The organism is Synechococcus sp. R65.1 (assembly GCF_047461755.1).
GTDB lineage: Bacteria > Cyanobacteriota > Cyanobacteriia > Thermostichales > Thermostichaceae > Thermostichus.
This window is the reverse complement of record NZ_JANSHU010000015.1, coordinates 39,209-57,518: the sequence shown is the minus strand read 5'-3', so window position 1 is coordinate 57,518 and position 18,310 is coordinate 39,209. Positions and strand designations below refer to the sequence as shown.

At 61.5% G+C, this 18,310-nt stretch carries 19 protein-coding genes; 5 read left to right on the top strand and 14 right to left on the bottom strand.

From position 1 onward, the window contains the following. Positions 1-1,295: peptidase M8 (locus NW814_RS07850; protein ID WP_414405855.1), on the bottom strand; the 1,295-nt coding region annotated here is incomplete at its 3' end. A gap of 172 nt (positions 1,296-1,467) precedes the next feature. Here NW814_RS07850 and NW814_RS07845 point away from each other — a divergent pair. Continuing rightward, positions 1,468-2,736, top strand: a complete 1,269-nt coding sequence (locus NW814_RS07845; RefSeq protein ID WP_414405854.1) for a class I SAM-dependent methyltransferase — start codon at positions 1,468-1,470, stop codon at positions 2,734-2,736. A 128-nt stretch (positions 2,737-2,864) separates the two neighbouring features. Here NW814_RS07845 and NW814_RS07840 read toward each other — a convergent pair whose 3' ends face one another. The 13 genes from NW814_RS07840 to rpmJ all read right to left on the bottom strand — a co-directional run bounded on the left by NW814_RS07840 (position 2,865) and on the right by rpmJ (position 12,290). Next, a complete protein-coding gene (locus tag NW814_RS07840; RefSeq protein WP_414405853.1) occupies positions 2,865-3,305 on the bottom strand; it encodes an Hsp20/alpha crystallin family protein in 441 nt (146 codons plus the stop codon). Between the two features lie 154 nt (positions 3,306-3,459). Further along, positions 3,460-3,753: a PepSY domain-containing protein gene (locus tag NW814_RS07835; RefSeq protein WP_414405852.1), complete on the bottom strand. Its 294-nt coding sequence runs from the start codon at positions 3,751-3,753 to the stop codon at positions 3,460-3,462. A gap of 68 nt (positions 3,754-3,821) precedes the next feature. Further along, positions 3,822-6,455: a bifunctional aconitate hydratase 2/2-methylisocitrate dehydratase gene (gene acnB, locus NW814_RS07830; protein WP_414405851.1), complete on the bottom strand. Its 2,634-nt coding sequence runs from the start codon at positions 6,453-6,455 to the stop codon at positions 3,822-3,824. Between the two features lie 62 nt (positions 6,456-6,517). Continuing rightward, entirely contained in the window at positions 6,518-7,600 is a 1,083-nt protein-coding gene (gene prfA, locus NW814_RS07825; RefSeq protein WP_414395876.1) for a peptide chain release factor 1, read from the bottom strand. Between the two features lie 53 nt (positions 7,601-7,653). After that, on the bottom strand, positions 7,654-7,878 hold the full coding sequence (rpmE, locus tag NW814_RS07820; protein WP_414395874.1) for a 50S ribosomal protein L31: 225 nt from the start codon (positions 7,876-7,878) through the stop codon (positions 7,654-7,656). A 78-nt stretch (positions 7,879-7,956) separates the two neighbouring features. After that, positions 7,957-8,370, bottom strand: a complete 414-nt coding sequence (gene rpsI, locus NW814_RS07815; RefSeq protein WP_414405850.1) for a 30S ribosomal protein S9 — start codon at positions 8,368-8,370, stop codon at positions 7,957-7,959. Further along, positions 8,367-8,822: a 50S ribosomal protein L13 gene (gene rplM, locus NW814_RS07810; RefSeq protein ID WP_414405849.1), complete on the bottom strand. Its 456-nt coding sequence runs from the start codon at positions 8,820-8,822 to the stop codon at positions 8,367-8,369. The genes rpsI and rplM overlap by 4 nt, the downstream gene beginning before the upstream one ends. A 5-nt stretch (positions 8,823-8,827) precedes the next feature. Continuing rightward, a complete protein-coding gene (truA, locus tag NW814_RS07805; RefSeq protein WP_414405848.1) occupies positions 8,828-9,673 on the bottom strand; it encodes a tRNA pseudouridine(38-40) synthase TruA in 846 nt (281 codons plus the stop codon). 5 nt (positions 9,674-9,678) lie between these two features. Further along, positions 9,679-10,029 (bottom strand): 50S ribosomal protein L17, encoded by a 351-nt coding sequence (gene rplQ / locus NW814_RS07800; RefSeq protein WP_414395870.1) that lies wholly within the window; start codon positions 10,027-10,029, stop codon positions 9,679-9,681. Between the two features lie 66 nt (positions 10,030-10,095). Continuing rightward, a complete protein-coding gene (locus NW814_RS07795) occupies positions 10,096-11,088 on the bottom strand; it encodes a DNA-directed RNA polymerase subunit alpha (protein ID WP_414405856.1) in 993 nt (330 codons plus the stop codon). Positions 11,089-11,202: 114 nt separating this feature from the next. Next, positions 11,203-11,589 carry a 30S ribosomal protein S11 gene (gene rpsK / locus NW814_RS07790; protein ID WP_414395869.1) on the bottom strand — a complete coding sequence of 129 codons (387 nt, stop codon included), beginning with the start codon at positions 11,587-11,589 and terminating at the stop codon, positions 11,203-11,205. A gap of 51 nt (positions 11,590-11,640) precedes the next feature. Then, the gene (gene rpsM, locus NW814_RS07785; RefSeq protein WP_414395867.1) at positions 11,641-12,024 is read right to left on the bottom strand and encodes a 30S ribosomal protein S13; all 384 of its coding nucleotides are present in this window, start codon (positions 12,022-12,024) and stop codon (positions 11,641-11,643) included. A 149-nt stretch (positions 12,025-12,173) separates the two neighbouring features. Continuing rightward, positions 12,174-12,290, bottom strand: a complete 117-nt coding sequence (gene rpmJ / locus NW814_RS07780) for a 50S ribosomal protein L36 (RefSeq protein WP_414395865.1) — start codon at positions 12,288-12,290, stop codon at positions 12,174-12,176. A 130-nt stretch (positions 12,291-12,420) separates the two neighbouring features. On the opposite strand from rpmJ, the gene NW814_RS07775 reads away from it, so the two are divergent. The 4 genes from NW814_RS07775 (at position 12,421) to NW814_RS07760 (ending at position 18,293) form a co-directional block, all read left to right on the top strand. Beyond that, a complete protein-coding gene (locus NW814_RS07775; protein ID WP_414405847.1) occupies positions 12,421-14,325 on the top strand; it encodes a carboxypeptidase regulatory-like domain-containing protein in 1,905 nt (634 codons plus the stop codon). Positions 14,326-14,418: 93 nt separating this feature from the next. Continuing rightward, on the top strand, positions 14,419-15,441 hold the full coding sequence (locus tag NW814_RS07770; RefSeq protein WP_414405846.1) for a carboxypeptidase-like regulatory domain-containing protein: 1,023 nt from the start codon (positions 14,419-14,421) through the stop codon (positions 15,439-15,441). Positions 15,442-15,519: 78 nt separating this feature from the next. Beyond that, positions 15,520-17,133 carry a phospholipid carrier-dependent glycosyltransferase gene (locus NW814_RS07765; protein ID WP_414405845.1) on the top strand — a complete coding sequence of 538 codons (1,614 nt, stop codon included), beginning with the start codon at positions 15,520-15,522 and terminating at the stop codon, positions 17,131-17,133. Between the two features lie 107 nt (positions 17,134-17,240). Beyond that, positions 17,241-18,293: a Gfo/Idh/MocA family oxidoreductase gene (locus tag NW814_RS07760; RefSeq protein WP_414405844.1), complete on the top strand. Its 1,053-nt coding sequence runs from the start codon at positions 17,241-17,243 to the stop codon at positions 18,291-18,293. Positions 18,294-18,310: the final 17 nt, after the last annotated feature.

Here is an 18,310-nt window from a genome sequence, read left to right as displayed (position 1 = left end):
TGCATGGCTGCAGCCGTAATACGACTAAGAGCAGGGCGTGCAGGTGGCGGTGGCAGCACCGGCGTCATCAGCTCCAACCCTAGGGTTCGCCGCCAGTGACCTTCGGGAGGTGGCTCAACCTGCACCGGCACATTCCCCGATCCGCCCAGGCTGTTGTACTCAGCAGTGGCCTGCCGGCCGGCAAAGCGCGGGTTGGAGGTGCCGCTGTTGAGGAGAAAAGGACTCCAGTTGGGGACGGTGCCGAACCCCAGAGCATGGCCCAGCTCGTGCAGGACAACGTCAAAGAGGGATCCCTGCTCCTCTAGCCGATTCAAATCCGCTGGGTCGATCCCAATCCTGGCATAGGGGATGATGCGGATCCCGGGCCGAAGGGGGCCACAGGGGCCCGCTTGACCCACAGCCTTACCCGGACCATCACTCTCAGGGGGGCTGGAGAGGAGCCGGGCGCCGGTTACTTGAACCAAGAGATCATCCACAGGACGATTGACCAGGGGAGTCGGGGGGAAACCAGCTCCGCAGAAGCCAGCCTGCAGAGTTACGGTTACATCAGGCAGATCCCCGGTGATGATCTGCTCCCAGCGCCGGGCTGCCCGAAGCACAACCTCTCGCTGGGAGGGGCTGAGGCTGTTGTCGATAAACTCAATCTCGATGTTAAACCCACCAGGAGACGGAGATGGCGAGGGGGTTGGCGTTGGTGGAGGAGGTGAGGGCGTTGGCGTTGGTGTCGATGGATCTTCCGGTGGGGGGGGTGGTGTCGGCGAAGGGGAGGCCGTTGGAGGACTTGTGGGGGGAACAAATCCTGGCCCTGGCAGTCTGGCTGCCTGTTCAGGCGTCAGGTTGAGGGGAGGTTGCAGCCGCAAAACGGTGTTGACAAAGGTGTTGATGCGGTTGGCGTCGCGGCTCTGCAAGGTGGCAACGGCAAACAAAATAGCCGCATCCCGAATGGTGCCTGGCGTGCCATCCCCATCGAAATCGGAGATGGCCACCGGATTGGGGTCGGCCGTGGTCACCTCAGCCAAAGTGAGGGGGGGCTGTAGCCTCAAGACGTTGTTGACAAAGCTGACAATCTGGCTGGGCTGGGTAATCCCGTTGGCTATGGCAAAGGCAATGGCGGCATCGCGGATGGTTACCGATTGCGGGTTGCCGTCGTAGTAGGCAGCAACGCCTCCTTCTGGGGCGGGCGATGAAGTCTCTGGGCGACTGAGGAGGCTGGGCCCGCTAGCTAGCCCACAAGCAGCCAGAATTCCAAGGAGAAAAGTTGCCATTAACCAAAACAGCCGCTTGCGGGGGCTCATCGAAGGATCCCTCTTCCCGACTCCCCTGAATTCTAGGTTAGGTAGTTACAAAACACCCCACCACTATACCATCCTCAGGCTTTTCTGGATTTGCCTCAGTCTTTTGCTTGCTGTGCAGTACGATAGGGTACGTGCTAAGAGTGTTGGGATACCTAAAAGCAGGGAGATCACCATGGAAAAGACCGCTGTGTCTAACCCCGTCCAGGCGCAGTTTGACGAGTTTCCCTACCCAAATGTGCCAATTGAGCAGACGGTTACCGACAACTTGGCTTTGTTTGCCAACAGCATCACGACGGCCAGGTACCTAAGGGATCGCAAGGTGGTATCCCCGGAAGGCAAGGTGATCCTCAATGCCGGCTGCGGCTCCGGTTGGGAAACCTTAGTTGTGGCAACAGCCAACCCCGGCGCCCGCTATGTGGGAGTAGATATTTCCCCAGAGTCTATCAAGATAGCGGAGCAGCGTTTCAAGTTCCACAAGATCGAGAACGCCCGCTTTTACGTTATGGACATTACCGACATGAGCGCGCTGGGGGAGGAGTTTGATTTTATTGCCTGCAACGACGTTCTCTACCTCCTGGACGACCCAGTTGCCGGTTTGAAAGGCATGCGGCAGGTGCTCAAGCCCGATGGGATCATCCGCACCAATGTTCACAGCCTTTACCAGCGTCAGTTTATCTTCAACATGCAGGAGGCCATGGAGCTGCTGGGGGTGATGGATGAGCCGGCAGCTAAAGCGGTGCCCCTGCTGCGGGAGGTGATGGAAGCGCTCACAGACGCCAGCTTTGTCAAAAGCCACTGGCAAGGAGATGCCATCAAAACCACAGCGGGTATCCTGGCCAATTTCCTGCTGCGCAGCGACAAGGGCTTTACGGTGCCCCAAGTGTTTGAGATGTTGAGGCAGGCCGGTCTTGAGTTTATCAGCATGGTGAATTGGCAGCAGTGGAAGCTGGAGAGGGTCTTGACTAAGCCAGTGCCCTACTCGATGCGGCAACTCAATAAGTTAAGCGAGGAGCAAAAACTTCACTTCATCGAGCTGATTTTCCCCAACATGACCCGCTTGATTGATTTTTGGTGCGGGCACCCCGGCATTCCCAAGCCCGAGCCGTTTACAAGCGACGAATGGTGGAACGGCACCGTACAAGCCCACCCCCTTTTGGTGAGGTTGGATGCCAAGCAGGCTTTTCTCAACGCCATTCGCGACAACGGCCCTGTCAACATCAACGGCTGGCCGGGAGCTGAGGGGAACATTACCATCGATCCTTTCTCGGTGCGCTGGCTGGTGGATGTCTTCGGCCCTTTGCCGGTGCCGGTGCAATCGCTGGTTCACAAAACCATGGAGATCATGGACTGGACCCAGGAAGAAGCGTTTAGTCAAGTGTTGGCCAACCTGAAGTTTTTGGAAGAACGCCTGGTCATCCTCCTGAATTCTCCGCTGCGTTGACATACTCCCCTACGGCTATAGCTTGCTTCTGCTAGGCAGTCGCTGGGGAATCTTTGTTCAACGCAAAAAAGGGCAGGCATACCACCTGCCTTTAGCGGATAACCTTAGGGCAGCCTTAGCTCCCCGCCTTAGGAGACAACACTCACCTTGACCACTTGGGCTTTTTCAGAGTCGGCCTTCGGCAAGGTGAGGGTGAGGATCCCGTTTTTGTATTCCGCCTTCACCTGGTCGTGCTTGATCCGGCTGGGCAGCGGGATCACCCGTTGGAAGCGCCCGTAGCGGAACTCGCTGCGGGTTACGCCTCTGTCCTCGGAGCGTTTCTCAAAGCGCCGCTCGCCGCTGATGGAGACCGCTTCTGCCGTCGCCTGGATGTCCAGATCGTTGGGGTTCAAGCCGGGCAGCTCCAGTTTCAGGGTAATGGTTTCCGGATCATCGTGCATTTCCACCGCCGGCACAAAAGTATAGGCATCGGTCTCGGCGGGGCGAGCCATCAGCCGGTCAAACATCCGGTTCATTTCCCGTTGAATTTCGTCAATTTCCCGAAAGGGATCCCAGCGAACAAGGGCCATATCCACCCACCTCCTGTTGATTTTCTTTAAGCTTTGCCTCGGAGACTTTAGCATAGCCTCCGTACATCAGCTTAAGCCGTCTGGCCCAATCAAGGTGTAGAGTTTTCTAGACATCTGTTGGGGTATTTCCCCTACGAAAAGCAAGCAAAAGCCCTTAGGGCTCTGAACGCCGATAGGGGCGGTGGGAGCTTGTTTGCAACCACAGGCTCAGGCCAGTAGCTACCATAACCAACAGACCCAGTCCGTTTAAGAACGGGTAAACCCCCTGCAGATCGAGGGGGCCCCACTGCCCTTTGTGGATTTGGATGAGCCAGGAGTAGTCGAAGTTTCCGGTGAGGCGGGCCATTTGATAGAGGGATCCCGTTACCACCGTCACCAGCAAGGGCAAGGCCACGATAGGGGCCAGGGCGCGGTGGATGCGGCGGAGGATTCTTTGACTAAGGGTCATTGGGTTTGCTCCCAGGTAAGCGCCACCATCCTGCCATGGTAGCAGGCTCGACGCCTTTGCCCCTCTGCTCAAGACTGGATCCCCACCGCCTCTTCCAGCTTGGGCATTTGCTCTCTGGGGATGACCCGTCCCTCGTCCTCAAAGCCAGGGATCTCGTGGAAGTTGAGGTAGCGGTACACTTCGCCGGCAAAGGGCTGGATCTTGGTGGCAACGATCTGCCGGTATTCCTCCACCGTTGGGATCCGCCCCAAGAGGGCGCAGACAGCAGCCAGCTCGGCGGATCCCAGGTAGACCCGTGCGCCTTTGCCCATGCGGTTGTCAAAGTTGCGGGTGGAGGTGGACATGACGGTGGCTCCATCGGCCACGCGAGCTTGGTTGCCCATGCACAGGCTGCAGCCAGGCATCTCTGTTCTCGCTCCAGCAGCGGCAAAGATGCTGTACACCCCTTCAGCGCGCAGTTGCGCCTCGTCCATGCGCGTGGGGGGACAGATCCACAGTTGGCGCACCTTAACCCGCCCCTGGCCTTCCAAGATCTTGGCAGCGGCGCGGTAGTGGCCAATGTTGGTCATGCAGGAGCCAATGAACACCTCGTCAATGTGGATGGGCGTATCGGGGTTGCCGGCTGCGTGCTGGGCGTGGACTTCGCTCAGGGTCATTACTTTATCGGGATCGTTGGGGGCGCAGACAATTGGCTCGGTGATGGTGTTGAGATCAATCTCAATGACAGCGGCGTATTCGGCGTCGGGATCCGCTTCCAGCAGGGTGGGGTTGGCCAGCCAGGCCTCCATCTTGGCAATGCGCCGCAGCAGGGTGCGGGCGTCCTGATAGCCGCGGGCAATCATGTTTTTCAGCAGCACCACGTTGGAGCGCAGGTACTCGGCAACGCTCTCAACGCTTAGCTTAATGGTGCAGGCGGCGCAGTTGCGTTCCGCCGAGGCGTCGGTAAACTCGAAGGCTTGCTCCACCTTCAGATTGGGCAGGCCCTCGATTTCCATAATTCGCCCAGCGAAGACGTTTTTCTTGCCCTGCTTCTCGACGGTAAGCAGCCCCCGCTGGATGGCCACGTAGGGAATGGCGTGAACAAGGTCCCGCAGAGTAATCCCAGGCTGCAATTCCCCCTTAAAGCGCACCAGCACCGACTCCGGCATGTTGAGGGGCATCACCCCCATGGCCGCGGCAAAGGCCACCAGACCCGATCCAGCGGGGAAGGAGATGCCCAGAGGAAAGCGGGTGTGGGAGTCGCCCCCCGTGCCGACGGTATCGGGCAGGAGCATGCGGTTGAGCCAGGAGTGGATGATGCCATCGCCCGGCCGCAGGACAACCCCTCCCCGCGAGGCAAAGAAGTCGGGCAGCTCTTTGTGGATTTGGATGTCCACCGGCTTGGGATAGGCGGCGGTGTGGCAGAAGCTCTGCAGCACCAGGTCAGCGCTAAAGCCCAGACAGGCCAGCTCCTTGAGCTCGTCGCGGGTCATGGGGCCAGTGGTGTCCTGGGATCCCACGGTGGTCATCAGGGGCTCGCAACTCGTGCCAGGGCGCACCCCTGGTAGCCCACAGGCTTTGCCCACGATTTTCTGGGCCAGGGTATAGCCTTTGCCCGTGTCGGGGGGCGGGGTGGGGCGGATAAAGAGAGGAGAAGGATCCAGCCCCAGGGCCTGGCGGGTTTTGTCGGTGAGGGCCCGGCCAATCAAAAGGGGGATGCGGCCCCCGGCCCGCACCTCGTCCGGCAAGGTGACAGGACGCAGGGAAAAGCTGGCGAGAATTTCGCCCGTCTGGGAGCGGATCACGCCCTCGTAGGGATAGATCGTGACCACCATGCCCGTCTCCAATGGGGAGACATCGCACTGGATGGGCAGAGCGCCCGCATCCTCGGCGGTGTTGAAGAAAATCGGTGCAATCGTGCCCCCCAGGATAACGCCCCCGGCCCGCTTGTTGGGCACATAGGGAATGTCGTGGCCAATGTGCCAAAGGAGGGAATTGAGGGCGGACTTGCGGGAGGATCCCGTGCCCACCACATCCCCCACAAAGGCCACCGGATGGCCGCGGCGCTTGAGCTCAGCAATGGCAGCTATGGCCCCCGGTGCCCGCGACTCCAGCATGCTCTGGGCGTGAAGGGGGATGTCTGGGCGGGTGGTGGCGTGGGCGGCAGGGGAGAGGTCGTCGGTGTTGATTTCGCCGGCAACCTTGAACACCGTGACGGTGATGGCCTCAGCTAGAGGCGGCTTGGCAGTAAACCACTCCCCAGCGGCCCAGGATTCCAGCACCTGCCGCGCATAGACGTTGCCGGCCTGGCTCAGCTCCAGTACGTCGTGAAAGGCATCGAAGACCAGCAGCGTGTGGCTGAGGGCGCGGGCCGCCGCCGCCGCGATCTCCTGCCGCCTATCCTGCAGCAGCTCCAGCAGTACCTGGACGTTGTAGCCCCCCAACATCGTGCCCAGGAGCTCCACTGCCCGCAAGGGAGGAATGAGGGGGGAGCGCACCTCCTCCTTGGCCACAGCGGCCAAAAAGCCGGCCTTCACATAGGCTGCCTCGTCCACCCCCGGCGGGACGCGCTCCGTGAGGAGGTGCAACAGAAAAGCCTCCTCTCCAGGCGGGGGATCCTTAAGCAGCTCGCACACCTGGCTGGTCTGGGCGGCATTCAAGGGCAGTGGCGGGATCCCTTGCGCCGCACGGGCGGCAGCGTGTTGGCGGTACTCAGCCAGCATGAGGATTCCTTGGGTCACTGACGCAGGTATTCATTCTACCGCCAGAAAGAACCCAGCCCTCCTCAAGAGAGCTCCGCCAACAGCTCCTTTTGGTATAGGCCAATACAAGCTTGGATTAACTCGTCCAGCTCCCCTTCCAAAATTGGCTCGAGCGGGAAGTTCTGGTTGAGGCGGTGGTCGGTAACCCGATTGTCCTTGTAGTTGTAGGTGCGAATTTTTTCTGAACGGGCTCCTGTTCCTACCTGCATGCGGCGGGCGGAGCTAATGGAGGCCTGCTGCTCGCGCAGCTTCATCTCGTAGAGCTTGGCCCGCAAAATCTGCATGGCCCGCTGCCGGTTTTGTAGCTGAGAGCGCTCCTCGGTGCAGAAGACCCGGATCCCAGTGGGCTTGTGGAAGAGATCCACCGCCGTTTCCACCTTGTTCACGTTTTGTCCCCCTGCCCCGCCGGAACGCGCTGTCCTAATCTCGATATCTTTGGGATCGATGACCACCTCCACCTCGTCCGCTTCTGGCATTACCGCTACCGTGGCCGTCGAAGTGTGGATGCGCCCCTGGGCTTCCGTGATGGGTACCCGCTGGACCCGGTGCACACCGGCCTCGAACTTGAGCTTGCTATAGACTTGATCGCCACGGATTTCCAGGATGGCCTCTTTATAGCCGCCCATGTCGCCCTCGGAGAGGCTGACCAAGCGCACTGACCAGCCCATCTTCTCGGCGTAGCGGGTGTACATGCGGGCTAGATCAGCTGCCCACAGGGCTGCTTCCTCTCCCCCAGTGCCAGCGCGGATCTCCAACATGATGTTCTTTTCGTCGTTGGGATCCCGGGGCAGCAGCAGCAGGGTAAGCTTTTCCTCCAGTTGCTCCTGACGGGCGCGCAGCTGCTCCAGCTCTGCCCTTACCATTGCCTCCAGCTCCGGGTCAGAGGCCGCCTCGCGCAAAAGCTCCTCCGTCTGCTTGAGGTCGCGAGTTAGCTTTTGCCAGTCATGGAAGGCCTGCACCGTTGCTTCCAGGGAGGAGCGGGCCTTGGCGATTCGCTGCAGCTCCGCAGGGTCTGTCGCCACCTCGGGATCCGCCAGGCGCACCGTCAGCTCCTGGAAGGTAGCTTCGACGTTTTTGAGCTGCTCGATGAGTTGAGCAGAAGCCATAGGTCTAAGTCAGCAAGAAACCCAAGCCGTCCTGAGCAAGGCAAGGGAAAGCTCTACTGGGCTTTCTTGCCACTGCTCATGCCGTACTTGCGCATGAACTTCTCCACTCGCCCTTCGGTGTCGATGATCTTTTGGGTGCCGGTGAAGAAGGGGTGGTTGCCAGACCAGACTTCAACCCTGAGCTCTGGCTTGGTGGATCCCACCGTCATGACCACCTCGCCGTTGCAGATGACTTTGGCCTCGGGGTACCACTGGGGGTGAATGCCTTTCTTGGGCATGAGGGCCTCCTCCCTGGGTGGGTATAAGCCTGTAATAAATGTCTATCAACCCAATACCTACCGCGGCAATGCCGGCCCTTACCGCTTCGAGTACTGAGTAGCCTTGCGGGCTTTGCGCAAGCCGTACTTCTTGCGCTCCACAGCGCGGGGATCGCGAGTTAGGTAGCCCTCGGCCTTGAGGGGGCCGCGGTTGGAGGGATCCAGCTGGCAGAGGGCGCGGGCTACCCCCAGCTTGATGGCATCGGCCTGGCCGTGGAGGCCGCCCCCATGGGCTCGCACCAAGATGTCGTAGGAGTCCTCTAGGCCAAGGAGCTCCAGCGGCGCTTTGACGCTGGCCAGGAACGCTGCCTGGTACTGCAAGTACTCCTCGCCAGGCCGGTCGTTGATGATGATCTTGCCCGTGCCAGGAACCAGGCGCACGCGGGCAATGGCAGTTTTGCGGCGCCCAGTTCCCCAGTAGACGGCTCGCGGGTTGCTGGCTGTCTGGGTCATGCTTGGGCTCCTGGGATCGTGTGGATGGGATAGACCTGTGGCTGCTGGGCCTGGTGGGGGTGGTGGGGGCCGGCGTACACTTTCAGCTTGGTCAATTGCCGCCGCCCTAGGCGGGTGTGGGGCAACATCCCCTTCACCGCTTTCTCAATCACCCGCTCTGGCAGGCGGGCTTGCAGTTGGGCAAAGGTCTCCACCTTCATCCCGCCGGGACGGCCAGAGTGGCGGCGGTAGAGCTTTTGGGTGCGCTTTTTGCCGGTAACCACCACTTTCTCAGCGTTGATGACGATCACGTAGTCCCCCGTATCCAGGTGGGGGGTGAAGTTGGGCTTGTGCTTGCCGCGCAAGAGGTTGGCCACCACTACCGCTAGGCGGCCAAGGCGCTGGCCAGCCGCATCGATCACGTACCAGCGCGGGGCTAAGGTGGAAGGGGTAGGAAGGGGAGTCTTGTTCATGGCAGCTAGGAGAGAGAAGGGACAAGAGAAAGAACACCTGCCGGCCAAGAAAGGGATCCCCAGAAGGGCAAGGAGGGAGGAAAGCGTTGGCCAAAGGGATCCCTAGCATAGCCCACATCCAACAGGCACAGGCCCTGTGGAGGGGCGCTGTAGCGGGTGCGCATCTGGCTCCAGTCGTTGTGTTGCCAGAGGTGGACAAATTGCTGGGGGCTGAGCTCGCCCCGGCCCACCACCTCGAGAGACCCCACCAGCAGCCGCATCATCCGGTAGAGGAAGCCGCTGGCCTGCACTTCGATGCTGATGAGATCCCCTACTCGTTGGCAGAGCACCTCCTCCACCCGCACCCACGAGTGCGGTCGATCGGATCCCCGCCGGCGGAAGGCTTCCAGGTTGTGCTCCCCCAAAAGGGAGCGCAGCGCCTCGGCCATTGGCTCCACCTGCAAAGGCCAGCGCACTTGCCAGCTAAAGGGCCGCCAGAACACATCTGGGCGCTCGCGATTGAGAATGAGGTAGCGGTAGCGGCGCCACCTGGCGGAAAAGCGGGCATGCCAGTCCTCGGCCACAGGCGCTGAAGCCAGTACCACTATATCTTCCGGTAGGCAGTCGTTGAGCACCCGTGCCCACTCCGTGGGCGGAATGCCGCAGGTGGTGTCGAAGTGAGCTACTTGGCCAGCCGCATGTACCCCGGTGTCGGTGCGCCCTGCTCCGTAGAGGGTAACGGGGTGCCCGGCCCGCGAGGCAATGGCCTCCTCTAGTACCCCTTGTACGGTGCGGTGGCCCGCCTGCCGTTGCCAGCCGCGAAAGTCCCTGCCCAGGTACTGAATCTTTAGGGCAATGCGACGGCTTTGCATGAAGCCTACACCAACTCGATGACGGCCATTTCTGCCCCATCGCCCCGCCGGCGCACGGTGCGCAAGATGCGGGTGTAGCCTCCCGCTCGATCTCGATAGCGCTCGGGCGCCTGCTCAAACAAGGAGCGCACCAGATCCTTGTCGTAGATGTAGGCCAGGGCCTGCCGCCGCGCTGCCAGGGAGCCGTCCTTGGCTAGGGTAATCATCTTCTCGGCTGTGGCCCGAACGGCTTTGGCGCGGGCTTTGGTGGTAACAATTCGCCCTTCCCGTAGCAAAGCCGTGGTCAGGGCCCGCAGCAGAGCCTTGCGTTGGTCAGCAGGCTTGTTGAGGTGAGGGGTACGACGGCGGTGACGCATGGTAGCCTCTGCTTTTTGTCCTCGAGTTTCAGGCAGCTTGGGGTTTTGAGCCCCACCCTGGGCAGGCTAGGTCCTGCTCCTTTCGCGGGGCAGCGTCAGGCCAAAGCGATTTTTCAAAGCTTGCACCACCTCTTCGGCGGATTTCTGGCCAAAGTTTTTGATCTCCAGCAAATCTTCCTCGGTATGGAGCAGCAGATCCGCCAGGGTGTGGATCTGGGCTCGCTTGAGGCAGTTGTAGGCCCGCACCGAGAGCTGCAGCTCCTCGATGGGGATTTGGTTTTTCTGGGTGTCCTCTGCTGGCTGGGGGGCTGCTGGGGTGTCAAAGCTAACCTCCTGCAGCGGCGAGAACAGACCTACCAAAATGCGAGCTGCTTGGCTAAGCGCTTCCTGGGGAGTAAGGCTGCCGTTGGTCCAGATCTCCAGAACTAGGCGATCTTTTTCCAAAGACTGCCCCACCCGGGCTGGCTCGACGGTGTAGTTGACCTTGCGCACCGGCATGAAGACGGAGTCAATTTGGAGAAAGTCAATGGCCATGGATTTGCTGTCGGCGTAATCGACGGCGCGATAGCCCCGTCCACGGCCAATCATGAACTCCATCTCCAGGATGGCTCCCTCCGCCAGCGTGGCAATGTGGTGACGGGGGTTGATCACCTCTACGCCGCTGGGCAGCTGCAGCTTTTCAGCGGTCACTTCCCCCGGCCCCTGCGCTACTAGGCGGCCCACCCGCGGCTCAGGGGAGCTGGAGCGCAGAACCAGCTCCTTCATGTTGAGCAGGATCTCCATCACGTCTTCCCGCACCCCGGGCACGGTGGAAAACTCGTGGCTTACCCCGGCAATGCGTACGGCCGTCACTGCCGTGCCTTCGAGGTTGGAAAGCAGCACCCGGCGCAAGGCGTTGCCTACCGTGATCCCCTGACCGCGCTCCAGCGGCCCTAGGGCAAATTTGCCGTAGTAAACACCATTGGCTTCCTGATGGGATTCGAGGCACTCAGTTTGATAGGGAGCAGCACTGGCCGCTGCTTTGCTGGTTGAATGGTGGAGGGTTCGGCTGGTTGGCATCATGGCGTAGCCCTGTCTGTCTGGCTGGCTATGCGTTGGAGAAGGTAGTCCCCCTCTGGTGCTGGGGGCTAGGATTCTAAAAACAAGCTCTTGGCTTCCCTAAAAGTCGGGATCCTAGACGCGCCGCCGCTTGGGAGGCCGGCAGCCGTTGTGGGGAATGGGAGTGATGTCGCGAATGAGGGTGATTTCTAGGCCTGCCGCCTGGAGAGCTCGAATGGCTGTCTCTCGACCGGCTCCGGGACCGCTGACCATGACCTCAATCTGCCGCATGCCGTTCTCCATGGCTTGTCGCGCTGCGCTCTCTGCTGCCACCTGGGCGGCAAAGGGAGTACCCTTCTTGGCACCCTTGAATCCGGTGGAACCTGCCGAAGCCCAACACACAACGTTGCCGTTGGGATCGGTAATGGTGACGATGGTGTTGTTAAAGGTGGACTGGATGTAGGCCACGCCGTTGGGGATATTTTTCTTGACCTTGCGTCCGCGCCGTTGCTGCTGAGCCATGACCTCTGCGTCCTTGACTTTAAGGTGTACGGAGATTGGGGGAAACAGGACTTACTTCTTGGCTGGCGGTTTCTTCTTGCCAGCTACCGTTTTCCTAACTCCTTTGCGGGTGCGGGCGTTGGTGCGGGTGCGCTGGCCGCGCACAGGCAACCGCAGGCGGTGACGCCGACCTCGGTAGGTGCCGATGTCAATGAGGCGCTTGATGTTCATCGCCTCCTGACGGCGCAGATCCCCCTCCACCTGGTACTCGTTTTCCACCACAGCCCTTAGGGCGGCTATCTCCGCGTCGGTGAGGTCGCGGGTGCGGGTATCGGGGTTGATGCCCGTCTTGGCCAGAATTTGGCGGGAGCGAGTTAGCCCAATGCCGTAGATGTAGGTGAGGGCAATCTCAATTCGCTTGTCTCGGGGGATGTCAACGCCCGCAATTCGTGCCATGGTTAGGGGTACCTTTCCAACAAACTCAAGTAAACTGGCTTCCTAAAGTTGAGTTGTTGCAGTCGGGAAGCGTCTTGCCAAAGGCATGGCTTAGGCTGCACCAACTGCCCCTTGTCTCTAGCGCTGCCTCACTCCTCCGTCCCCTACTTTTACCCTTGCCGCTGTTTGTGCTTTGGGTTGGCAGGACAAATGACCATCACCCGGCCACGGCGGCGAATGACTCGGCACTTTTCGCAGATTCGTCGGACGGAGGGCCGCACCTTCATGGCTATCCTGCCAAAACCAGCGAATATCCATTCTACGGTCACCGGGACAAGCTGTCAAAAATTGTTTGGGCTTTCTCGGTGGGTTGGCTATGCTGGTTGGGCAAAGGAGCAGAGCAGGGCTGGGGATCAAATGCGCTGGCAGTGGCTGGTTGTGGTGGGCGGCCTGCTGGGCCTGGGATCTGCAGTTTGGGCCCAGGAAATGCCGGTGGCCTCTCAAGACGCTGCCGGGCCCCTGACGGTGGAGAAGTTGTTACCCCTGCCCAGCTCGGCGGATCGCATTGACGGCGTGCCGGAGCGGGGGTGGCTGGCGGTGGGGCTGCTGGAAGCCCAGGCGGTAATGCTGCTGGATGGGTCGAGCGGGGATCCCCTGTGGCAAGTGGCGGTGGGTTTTGCCCCCAGCGTGGTGCGGGTGGATGCGGCCCGGCAAGTGGTCTATGCCTCTGGCCTCGAGGCTCCTGGGGTGGTGGCCCTCGATCTGCCAACTGGGGAGCTGCTCCGGACTTATGAACTGCCGGCAGGAGTCTTGGATATGGCTGTGGATCCTGCCAGGGGACGGGTTTTTGCCTCCCTGCCCGCCGCCCAAAGCTTGGCGGTGATCCATTGGGGGGAAGCGGAGCAGCCTCAGGCTCGCCACTTGCCGCTGCCCGGCCCTCCTTTGGCTTTGGCCTATGACGCCCGGCAGGGAGTGCTATTTGTGGGCCTGGGTGGCGGGGATCCCCTCAGTGTGCTGGTGGTCAACCCCGACAATGGCGAGCTGCTGGCCCGCTGGCGCGGCGGCCATACTCCAGAGGCAATGGCGTTGGATGCCCAGCGGCAACGCCTGGTGGTGCTCAACTCGGGTAGCCAAGAGCTGACCGTGCTGGATCTAAGCCGCAGCGGCAAGCTCCTGCAGCGAGTTGGCCTAGATTGGCGGCCGACGCGGCTGGCCCTTTCCCCCGATGGGCGCTGGGCCTACGTGAGTGCCCGCAGCAGCGACCGCCTGCAAATTGTGGATCTAGAGGCGGGGCGACTGGTTACCTCCCTACGGCTGGAGGGACAGCCGACAGGCTTGGCGATGCTGGGCGATGGGGATCTGTGGGTGGTGGCGGCAGGGATCCCAGCTCTGCGCCGTCTAGAAGCGCAAGTGGGCAAGAGCAAGACGGAGGCCCGCCAGGAGGAGCTTCCCTCTGCAGGCCAGCGCGGTGTGGTGACGGGACGGGTGCTGGATATTGCCGGCCAGCCTGTCCAGACTGGGGTTGTCCGCCTTGCTGCCACCGCCACCCAACCCCCGCAGACGGTTCCCATTGCCGCCGACGGCACCTATGTCTTGCCAGAGCTGCCGGCGGGGCTGTACCTGGTGGATGTGGAGGTGCCGGGGTTTCCCCCCACTAGCACCCAGGTGGAGGTGCGGGCTGGTTTTGTGTCCACCCAAAACATTCGCCTGCCGCCAGGGCAGCCGGCCCACCAGCCGGAGGGCATTGGCCTGTTGCCGGATGAGCCGGTTTACTCGGATGAGCTGGCCCGGCACCTCAGCGTTGCCCTTCAGGAGCTGCAGCCACAGCGGCCCGTGATCCTCCTAAAGGGACCGCTAGGGCCAGATCCCCGCTTTGAGCCGCTTCTGCCGCTTGTCCAGGGCCTAACCTTGTTGGATCGGGATGAGCGCTACACCGCCGACTTGGCCAAGCTGAAGGCCATCGGCGACGCCCTCGGCTTGCGCTACATTCTCCTAACCCACCTGCAAATCTCGCGGGATTACAACCGCCAGGGCAGCCCGCTGCTGAATATGGCCCTGCGCTTGCTGGCGCCGGCAATCCCGGTGGAGATCCCCAACTTTACCCCCAACCAGCTGCGCAGCCGTGGCGTAGTGGTGGTGGTGGACTTGCAGAAGGATCGGCCAGGGGATCGGGCTCGCTACTACGAGGCCTATGGGCGGGATGACGTGGGCGGGGAGCCGCTGTTTGAAGATGCAGCGGCGGGCCTGTTTCGGCTGCAGGTGCGCAACATGGTGCCCCTCTTTATCCAGCAATGGCAGGCCAATAACCCCTTTGCTGGGTAAACTACCCCACGGCTAAATCTGGGGGCTGCCGCGCCGCCTCCTTCAGTGAGGAGCTTGCCTGTGGAGAACCCCCTGCAATTGGCGGACGTCGTCATGGCTGTTCTCGTTTTCCTTTTCTCGCTGCAGCGCAGGATTGGCCGGGGCGGCCTGGCGCTTGGCAGTTGGCTAGCCCTGGCTGCGGAAGTCTCGGCCCAGGCTCTGGCCACCCCCCCTCTCCCTCTGACGGCGTTGTTTCCCCACCGGGATCAGGCGGAATCCCAGGCGCGTCTGGTGGGGCAGGTGAGCAACAGCCTGGGGCAGCCGGTGGCCGGGGCGCAGGTGCACTTAGAGGGCTTGGAGAACCTCGCTCAGCCCATCCAAACGGACGAGCAGGGCGCCTTCGAGCTCAACCAAGCCCCGGCTGGGCGCCGGCTGCTGACGGTGTGGCACCCCGATTACGAAAAGGCAGAGCAGGAGATCCTGCTGCAGGCAGGCCTGACCACCCCTGTGGAGGTGGTTTTGCAGGTGCCCCTCCGGCCCCAGCCGCGGCGTCGCCTTGGCATTTTGGGGGTGGGAGGGCTGGACCATACCCGGCTTTTGAGCCAGCGCCTGGCCATAGAGGTGGTGCGCCTGGGCCTGATCCCCAACACCGAGAAGGTGGTGCCCCTGGACAACCGCCGCCTGCAGCCGATCCTGCGGCAGGTGGGCTGGCCCATCTACGAGCTGTTTGAGTGGGATCGCTGCAAGCCAGAAGCGGTGAGCCGGTTTTTCGACTACCTAGGCCTGGAGGCCATTGTCATCGCCCGCGTCGATGTCCTCACCCGCCCGACTTCGCCCACTGAGGTAAGCCTGCGCTCCCGCAGCCGCCTGGAGCTGTGGAGATTTGACGAGCAGGGCAACCTTGTGGCGGAGGTTCTGGCGGAGGCTAGCCGCAACCAGGTGGAACGGGGCAACCTCAACGCCGACGACCTGGCCCAGCTCTACCAAATCCAGGTCACGCAAATGGCCGCCGAAATTGGATCCCGCTGGAAAAAGAACCACCCGCTGGCTTCTTACCTAGAGCTGACCCCAGGCGAGGCCCCAGTGCCACCTTCGCGCCTGGATACGGCCGTGGAGCTGGTCATTCCCCCCTCCTAGGGGCTTTAACTGGGGGCTGGCCTAGCAACGGCGGCAGGTTAAAGTAGCACTGAGGATCCCTGCTGACGTCTCCTGCCCATGGCTTCACCCCACCAACCCGCAAGGCCGGAAGGGGATAAGCCCCTCCTTGCTGCCTCTGACCCTGAAGGGGTAGCCACTGGCAACTTGCCCCCAGAGGCAGCAACTGCCGCTCTGGCTGCAATTGGGTCCGCAGGAGAGCGCCGCTGGCTGCTGGGGGGAGCGCTTGGGATCTTTCTGATGAGCCTGGGGCTGCGCCTATGGCGACTGGCCGAGTTGCCGGCGCCGGTGTTCGACGAGGTGTATTTCCCTCAGTTTGCCCAGAATTACCTCGACGGGAAGCCCTTCTACGACGTACATCCGCCCCTGGGGAAGTACTTCATCGCTCTCAGCATCCAACTCTTTGGCCGCAACGAGTGGGGCTTTCGCCTAGCTACCGCCTTGTGCGGGTCCTTGATTCCGCTTTTGCTGGCTGGCTTGGCCTATCGCCTCACCTACCACGTGGGCTTTGCGCTCCTAAGTGGGGCTCTGCTGCTCACGGACGGGGTGTTTCTGGTGGAGTCCCGCTTTGGCCTGATTAACGTGTACTTGGTTGCCTTTGGCCTGGCGGCCTTGATTTTGCTCCTAAGCGGGCTGGAACGCCGCGGTTGGCAGCGGACTCTTCACCTCACCGGCTCCGGCATCCTCCTGGGGGCGGCGGCTTCTGTAAAGTGGAATGGCCTCTGGTTTGCTTTCATGTTTGCCCTCCTGGGGATCCTGGTCTGGGGGGTGGTCTGGCTGCGCCCGCAGTGGCTCCCAAGGCTAGGGATCTTGAGCCAGATCCGCCACCTGCGCTGGTGGCACTATGCCTTTTGCTTTGGCCTTGCGCCGCTGGCCTTTTATGCCATCCAGTGGATCCCACACCTGCAGCTCAACCCGCAGCAGGGGCTGACGCTGGATTGGAGCTGGACTGGGATCCAGAACTACTTTCGCTCTCTAGTGCTCATCAATCAGGCGGTTTACAGCGGGCACCTGCATGCTGATCTTGTGGTCGATGAGAACACCCCCGTCCACCCCTATTGCTCCACCAGCTTGCGCTCCCTGGTGGCCTGGTTCCCGGCGCTGCGCCCTTGGCTGACCACCCCCTTGGCCTCGGCAGGGGCCTGGTCTTGGCCAATTATGGGCCGCCCGGTGGGCTACTACTTCAGCAGCCAGGGCAACCTGTGGCGAGCAGTCCATGGCCTGGGCAATCCCTGGCTGTGGTGGCTGGGGACAGGCTCGATCCTGGTGCTGGTCTGGCGCGGGATCCGCCGCTTCCACGGCCTGGAAGCCTTTATCTTAATTGGCTACGCGGCCAACTACCTGCCCTGGTTCCTCGTCAGCCGCTGCGTCTTCATCTACCACTACATGAGCGCTCTGGCGTTTAGCACCCTGGCCCTGGCCTGGCTGGTGCTGCTGGGCTGGCGGCACTACCGTCGCTTCTGGCGGCGGGTGAGCTGGATGGCGGTGAGCTTGGTTTTGGCGTCTTTTCTCTTCTTCTTCCCTGTTTGGTTTGGCCTTCCCCTCAGGCCAGACCAGTTTTATGCGCGCATGTGGTTCCGCCCCACCCCGACACCGCTCTTCTGCTTTAGCCCCCAGGCCTGCGAGCGAGCACCCCTACGCCTGCCGCCTGTTCCTGGCTTGAACTGGATTTGAGGGGGGCATGGTAAGCTTTGGGCAGTTTGTCTAGGAGAAGCTGGGCTTCCTTGCCGGAAGGCGGGGTGTGGTTTGTCAAGCGCTTGTGGTGGAGGTAGTGGTAACCTATGGCTCGATCCTGCCCGCGTCCTGCCAACTCTCCCCGCCGTTACCCTGGCCAGCCGGTTCCTGTCGGCGTCATCGGGGTCGGCAACATGGGCCAGCACCATGCTCGCGTCTTTAGCCTGATGAAGGACGTGCAAGTGGTGGGCGTGGCCGACATCAACGTGGAGCGGGGCCTGGATGTAGCCAGCCGCTATCGAGTCCACTTCTACGAAGACTACCGGGAGCTGCTGCCCCACGTGGCCGCCGTGGCCATCGCCGTTCCCACTGTGCTTCACCACGAGGTGGGTATGGCCTGCCTGGAGGCGGGGGTACACGTGCTCATTGAAAAGCCCATTGCCGCCAGTATTGCCGAGGCAGAATCCCTGGTCAACCGCGCCGCCGACTGCAATTGCATTCTGCAGGTAGGACACATCGAGCGCTTTAGCCCCGTCTTTCAAAGGCTGGGGCAAGTTTTGCAGCGCGAAGAGCCGCTGGCTTTTGAGGCCCACCGACTCAGCCCCTATTCCGACCGGGCCAGCGACGTGTCGGTGGTGTTTGACCTGATGATCCACGACATCGACCTGTTGCTGGAGCTGATCCCTTCCCCTGTAACCCAGATTACTGCCAGCGGCAACCGCGCCTCCAACTTAGGCTATCTCGACTACGTCACGGCCACCCTCACCTTTGCCAACGGCGCCATCGCCACCCTCACCGCCAGCAAGGTTACCCACCGCAAGGTGCGCACCATCGCCGTCCACTGCAAAAATGCCCTCGTGGAAGCCGATTTTCTCCACAACGAGATCTCGATTTACCGCCAGGGAGGCGGCAGTAGCCACGACTACGGCCAAGTGCCTTACCCGCGGGAGGGCCTTATCGAGAAGGTTTATATCGAACCTATTGATAAGCTGCATGCCGAGCTAGAGCATTTCATCAACTGTGTGCGGGGCGGTAGCCAGCCTTCGGTGGGCGGGGAGCAGGCCCTAAAGGCCCTAAAGCTGGCCTCGGAGGTGGAGCGGATTGCTCTAGATGGCTGTGCCTGGCGCGAAGCCAAGCCTCGCTGCAGTTTCTTGCCGTAGCTTCCTAGGGGAAGTAA

Bases quoted from the DNA above. Each gene is read 5' to 3' on its own strand.
- NW814_RS07845 (WP_414405854.1), top strand. From the start codon at position 1,468: ATGGAAAAGACCGCTGTGTCTAACCCCGTCCAGGCGCAGTTTGACGAG.
- NW814_RS07840 (WP_414405853.1), bottom strand. From the start codon at position 3,305: ATGGCCCTTGTTCGCTGGGATCCCTTTCGGGAAATTGACGAAATTCAA.
- NW814_RS07835 (WP_414405852.1), bottom strand. From the start codon at position 3,753: ATGACCCTTAGTCAAAGAATCCTCCGCCGCATCCACCGCGCCCTGGCC.
- acnB (WP_414405851.1), bottom strand. From the start codon at position 6,455: ATGCTGGCTGAGTACCGCCAACACGCTGCCGCCCGTGCGGCGCAAGGG.
- prfA (WP_414395876.1), bottom strand. From the start codon at position 7,600: ATGGCTTCTGCTCAACTCATCGAGCAGCTCAAAAACGTCGAAGCTACC.
- rpmE (WP_414395874.1), bottom strand. From the start codon at position 7,878: ATGCCCAAGAAAGGCATTCACCCCCAGTGGTACCCCGAGGCCAAAGTC.
- rpsI (WP_414405850.1), bottom strand. From the start codon at position 8,370: ATGACCCAGACAGCCAGCAACCCGCGAGCCGTCTACTGGGGAACTGGG.
- rplM (WP_414405849.1), bottom strand. From the start codon at position 8,822: ATGAACAAGACTCCCCTTCCTACCCCTTCCACCTTAGCCCCGCGCTGG.
- truA (WP_414405848.1), bottom strand. From the start codon at position 9,673: ATGCAAAGCCGTCGCATTGCCCTAAAGATTCAGTACCTGGGCAGGGAC.
- rplQ (WP_414395870.1), bottom strand. From the start codon at position 10,029: ATGCGTCACCGCCGTCGTACCCCTCACCTCAACAAGCCTGCTGACCAA.
- NW814_RS07795 (WP_414405856.1), bottom strand. From the start codon at position 11,088: ATGCCAACCAGCCGAACCCTCCACCATTCAACCAGCAAAGCAGCGGCC.
- rpsK (WP_414395869.1), bottom strand. From the start codon at position 11,589: ATGGCTCAGCAGCAACGGCGCGGACGCAAGGTCAAGAAAAATATCCCC.
- rpsM (WP_414395867.1), bottom strand. From the start codon at position 12,024: ATGGCACGAATTGCGGGCGTTGACATCCCCCGAGACAAGCGAATTGAG.
- rpmJ (WP_414395865.1), bottom strand. From the start codon at position 12,290: ATGAAGGTGCGGCCCTCCGTCCGACGAATCTGCGAAAAGTGCCGAGTC.
- NW814_RS07775 (WP_414405847.1), top strand. From the start codon at position 12,421: ATGCGCTGGCAGTGGCTGGTTGTGGTGGGCGGCCTGCTGGGCCTGGGA.
- NW814_RS07770 (WP_414405846.1), top strand. From the start codon at position 14,419: ATGGCTGTTCTCGTTTTCCTTTTCTCGCTGCAGCGCAGGATTGGCCGG.
- NW814_RS07765 (WP_414405845.1), top strand. From the start codon at position 15,520: ATGGCTTCACCCCACCAACCCGCAAGGCCGGAAGGGGATAAGCCCCTC.
- NW814_RS07760 (WP_414405844.1), top strand. From the start codon at position 17,241: ATGGCTCGATCCTGCCCGCGTCCTGCCAACTCTCCCCGCCGTTACCCT.